At 73.6% G+C, this 4,416-nt stretch carries 5 protein-coding genes; 2 read left to right on the forward strand and 3 right to left on the reverse strand.

The features are described from left to right. A partial coding sequence (locus ACFFNX_RS43340; protein WP_378212080.1) for a hypothetical protein occupies nt 1-751 on the forward strand: 751 nt, incomplete at its 5' end. Here ACFFNX_RS43340 and ACFFNX_RS43345 read toward each other — a convergent pair. Continuing rightward, nucleotides 748-1,137 (reverse strand): Mth938-like domain-containing protein, encoded by a 390-nt coding sequence (locus tag ACFFNX_RS43345; RefSeq protein WP_378212081.1) that lies wholly within the window; start codon nt 1,135-1,137, stop codon nt 748-750. The genes ACFFNX_RS43340 and ACFFNX_RS43345 overlap by 4 nt on opposite strands. A gap of 178 nt (nt 1,138-1,315) precedes the next feature. After that, on the reverse strand, nt 1,316-2,962 hold the full coding sequence (locus ACFFNX_RS43350; protein ID WP_378212082.1) for a class I adenylate-forming enzyme family protein: 1,647 nt from the start codon (nt 2,960-2,962) through the stop codon (nt 1,316-1,318). A gap of 216 nt (nt 2,963-3,178) precedes the next feature. Here ACFFNX_RS43350 and ACFFNX_RS43355 point away from each other — a divergent pair, with 216 nt between their 5' ends. Then, nucleotides 3,179-4,114: a TIGR03619 family F420-dependent LLM class oxidoreductase gene (locus ACFFNX_RS43355; protein WP_378212083.1), complete on the forward strand. Its 936-nt coding sequence runs from the start codon at nt 3,179-3,181 to the stop codon at nt 4,112-4,114. On the opposite strand, the gene ACFFNX_RS43360 is transcribed toward ACFFNX_RS43355, so the two are convergent. After that, nucleotides 4,107-4,416: SDR family oxidoreductase (locus ACFFNX_RS43360; protein WP_378212084.1), on the reverse strand; the 310-nt coding region annotated here is incomplete at its 5' end. The genes ACFFNX_RS43355 and ACFFNX_RS43360 overlap by 8 nt on opposite strands.

Here is a 4,416-nt window from a genome sequence, read left to right on the forward strand (position 1 = left end):
CGGACCGGCGCTCGACGCCCTCGCGCGGCGCGCGTGGGAGGAGGCCGATGAGGAGGCGCTCGAGACCTTCGCCCGCCTCGCCGGAACACCGCCGGAGGCGGCCCTCACCCGGCTGCGGCGCCTCGGCGCGACGCGTCTCGCCGACGCCTGCCGCCGCGCGCTGGACACCGGTGCCGTCGACCTCGATCAGCTGTGGACGGCCGGGGGTGTCCGTCCGCTGACGACCGCGGTCGAGGCACTGGACCCCGCCGTACGGGACCGCTTCGAGGCGCTCTCCCTGCTCCTGGATGGGTCTCCGCTGCCCAAGTCACTGCGCAAGCTGGTCAAACTGCCGGCCGTGGCCGACGCGTACGCCCTGGACCTGGCCGCCCGGGCCACGCGGCGGGCGATCGGTGAGCTGGCGAACCGGGACGACCCGGTCATCGCTCGTACGATCGCCGGCCGCCCGGCCGAGCCCCTGCTCTGCGCACTCACGGTCATGATCACCTGCCGCGCTCCCGCGATCGACCTCGCGCCCGTGGCACCGCCGCGCACCGTCGCCGTGCCCGGCCACCCGGCGACGTCCCTGGAGGACGAGAGCGGCCCGTGGCAGCGCGCGTTCCCGGCCGCCCGCGAGATGGGCGCCGACACCGGGCGGTTCTGGGACGCGGTCGCCGACCATGGCCTGCGGGTGCCCGCGTCGTGGTCGGGTGCAGGTGGTTGGTCGGCGTTGTGGTCCCGGGCTCATCGGCAGCGCGGGGGCGGGCACTAGCAGGTCGAGTGGAAGAGGCCGCCGACCGGCCGGGAGGCGGCCAGGTCGTTGTAGAGCTCGACGGCCTTGCGGGTCTCCTCGACGTGGACCTCGACGTCTCGGGCGCGGAGCAGGCCGAGGGTCTCGGGGCAGGTGCCGAGGCGGCACTCCATGCCGCGGCTCAGCACGACGACCGTGGCTCCATGGTCGAGGAGGTCGGCGACATCGGCCGGCTGGATGCCGGGATCGTGATGCGTGCCCGTCTCATTCCAGTCCCACGGCCGCCCTCCGCCCGGGAACAGGATGAAGTCGCGTCCGGCGCCGAGAGTCTCGACCTCCATGCGCCCCCAGGAGATGCTGAGAACGCGCGGTGACCGGCGTTCGGCGTCCGGCGGTCGTGTGGTCATCGGCTCGCTCCCTTCTGAGGAGATCATCCCCCGCTCGGCCCGAGCGGGTCCAGCCCGGCGTACCCGGGGGCTCGCGTCAGGCCGACTGCCGGGCTCTGGCCGCCGGCCCAGCCCGGCGAGGTAACCAGGCCGGTGAACGCAGGCCGATGTTCGCGCGGTGGAGAGGCCGGAGGAACCCTCACGACGACTCGAACAGGCCGGCGGCGTACTCGGCGGCCGCCTGTTCGGTGGCCTTGTAGTGCAGTTTCTTTCCGGTCGCGTTCATCGGGAGTGTGTCGACGAACCGGTAGGCGCGCGGTCGTTTGTACGCGCTCAGCATCGGGTGTGTGCGGCAGTGGTGGTCGCAGTCGGCGGCGGTCAGTTTCTCGTCGGCGCGGATCACGTACGCGACGACGCGTTGTCCCCAGCGCTCGTCCGGGACGCCCACGACGAGTGAGTCCGCGATGCCCGGGTGGCCGCCCAGAGCCTCCTCCACCTGCGTGGGATGGACGTTCTCCCCGCCGGAGACGATCATGTCGTCACGCCGGCCCACGATGGTGATGTACTCCTCCGCGTCCCACGTGGCCAGGTCGCCGGTGTAGAGCCAGCCGTCGTGGAACTTCTTCGCGTCCGTCTCGGGGGAGTTGGTGTAGTGGTAGCCGGACTTCGGTGAGCGGACGATGACCTCGCCGATCTCCGCGCCGTCGTGGGCGACCGTCTCGTGCGGCTCGGCGCGCCGGTCCTCCAGCAGCCGTACCACGGCGACGTCGTCGTCGGTGCAGGCGCGTCCGGCGCTGCCCGCGTGTTCGGGCAGGTCGGAGGGGCGCAGGAAGGTGTTCCAGAACGTCTCGGTGGTGCCGTACCCGTTGAAGATCCGCGGCGTCAGCACCTCCTGGTAGCGCAGGCACGCGTCCCGGGTCAGCGGTGCGCCCATGGTGACGATGCCGCGCAGGCTGGACAGGTCGCGGCGGCGCCGGAGCTGGGCGCGCGTGAGCATCTCCAGGTTCGTGGGGGCGCCGATCAGGAAGGTGACGCCGAGGCGTTCGACGTGGTCGAGGACCGCGTCGGGGTCGAAGGCGCGCATCGGCACCGCCTGCGCGCCCGCGTAGAACACCGGGTTCGGGCCGCCGGAGAACAGGCCGCCCCGGTGGAACCACGGCGTCATGTTCAGCGTGATGTCCTCCGGCGAGAGCGGGAAGTGCATGATCACGTCGTGCGCGCTGAGCACCTCGACGAGGCTGTTCAGCGCGACGCCCTTGGGCATGCCGGTGGTGCCGGACGTGTAGAGCCGCGTGGTCTCCTCATAGCCGGTGGCCGCCGGTTCCGGAAGGGACGCGCCCGGCGCGGCGAACAGGTCGCCGAACGCCACCGCGGCCCCGCCGTCCTCCGGCTCGCCGACCACGGCGAGGACGTCGGGCCGGTGCCCGGCCAGTGCGAGCGCGTCGCGCGCCGGGCCGGCCAGCGTGGCGTCGTACACGAAGATCCGCGGTGCGCTGTCGTCGAGGATGTAGGCGGTCTCACCCGGGGCGAGCCGGTAGTTGATCGGCGCGCCGATCGCCCCGCACGCCTGCGCGGCCAGGTACATCATGGCGAACTCGGGGCAGTTGTAGAGCTGGTAGACGACCACGTCGCCCGGCCCCACGCCCGCCGCGGCCAGGCCCGCCGCCAGCCGGTCCACCTCCGCGCCCAGCTCGGCATAGGTCCACGAACGGCCGGAGCCCGGGTCGCGCAGGGCCACCCGGTTCGCGTACCGGTGGGTGTTGCGCTGGAAGCCGTGCAGGTACGTGAACTGGTGCTCGAGCACCGCCCGGAAGGCGGACGGATCGTACTCGGCCTGCGTGGACATGCGTCTCCTTCCCACGGCCCGGCGGTCGGCTCGGCGGTCGGGTCGGCCTCCCGTGTCGTGACGGTCGTCATCCGTTTCGTGGCCGGAACGCCTCCGGGCACGCGCGGAGTCGGGACGGACACCCGGTGCGCGGAGACCTCCTTGCGGGGTGAAACGATAAACCGCGATCATTTCCCGCCGATCACGCGGGTCGGACAGAACGGGAGGAAGGCGGACATGCACGCACCGGCCGGAACCGAGAGCGAGCGGCTGCGGTGGGGCGTGTACCTGCCGACCCTGGACGCGTTCCGGCAGGGGACACCGCCGCTGGTCGAGGGCGCGCGGCGGGCGGAGGAACTGGGCTTCGACACCGCCTGGGCCGGCGACCATCTCGTCTTCCACCCGCCGTTGCTGGAGTCGATGTGCGCGCTCTCCGCCGCCGCGGCGGTCACCTCCCGCATCCGGCTCGGCGTCGGTGTGCTGCTGCTGCCGTTGCGCGACCTCGTGTGGGCGGCCAAGCAGCTCACCACGGTGGACGCGCTCGCGCCCGGCCGGCTCACGCTGGGCGTGGGCATCGGGGGAGAGAACCCCGAGGAGTTCGCGGCCGCCGGCGTGCCGGTCCGCGAGCGCGGGCGCCGTCTCGACGAGGCCCTGGAGGTCCTGCCCGGCCTGCTCACCGGCAAGCCGGTCGATCACTCCGGCCCGCTGCTGTCCGTGCACAGCCCGGGGCTGGAGCCCGCTCCCGCCTCACCGCCGCCCCTGTTCGTCGGCGGGCGCAGCGACGCCGCGATGGAGCGCGTCGCCCGTCACGGTGACGGCTGGCTGGCCATGTGGCACCGGCCGGACACGGTCGCCGCGCGGCGCCGGGCGCTGGCCGCCCGCGCGGCGGAGCTGGACCGCCCGGAGCCGACCACGACGATGCTGGTCTTCGTCAACGTGGCCGACCGGGAGGAGACCGCACGCGAGGAGGCCGCGGCCATGCTCTGGGGCCAGTACCGGCTGCGGTTCGACACCGTGGAGCGCTACACCGTGTACGGCCCGGCCGCGCGGGTCGCCGAGCGCCTGGCCGCCTACCGCGACGCCGGGGTCAGCGAGTTCGCCCTGCACCCGGCCGCCCCGGACCCGCTCGCCCAGTACGAGGCGTACGCCCAGGTCCGAGACCTGCTCAGCTGAGTCCGGCGCGGCGCCACATGCGGTCGACGTCGCCGCCGCTCGTGTACGCGGTGAGCGCCCCCGCGCCGTCCACGGTGACCTCCTCCCCGGTGACGTACCGCCCCGCGTCGGAGAGCAGGAACTCGATCACCGGGGCGATCTCGTCCGGCTGCGCCGCGCGGCGCAGCGGCAGCTCGTGCTCGATGGCCGTGCGCAGGTGCGGGCGCGACATCAGCGGCGCGGCCATCGGCGTGTCCATGTAGCCGGGCGCGACGGCGTTCGCGCGCACGCCGCGCGGCCCGTACTCCAGGGCGACCGCGCGG

Source organism: Actinoallomurus acaciae, assembly GCF_042429965.1.
GTDB lineage: Bacteria > Actinomycetota > Actinomycetes > Streptosporangiales > Streptosporangiaceae > Actinoallomurus > Actinoallomurus acaciae.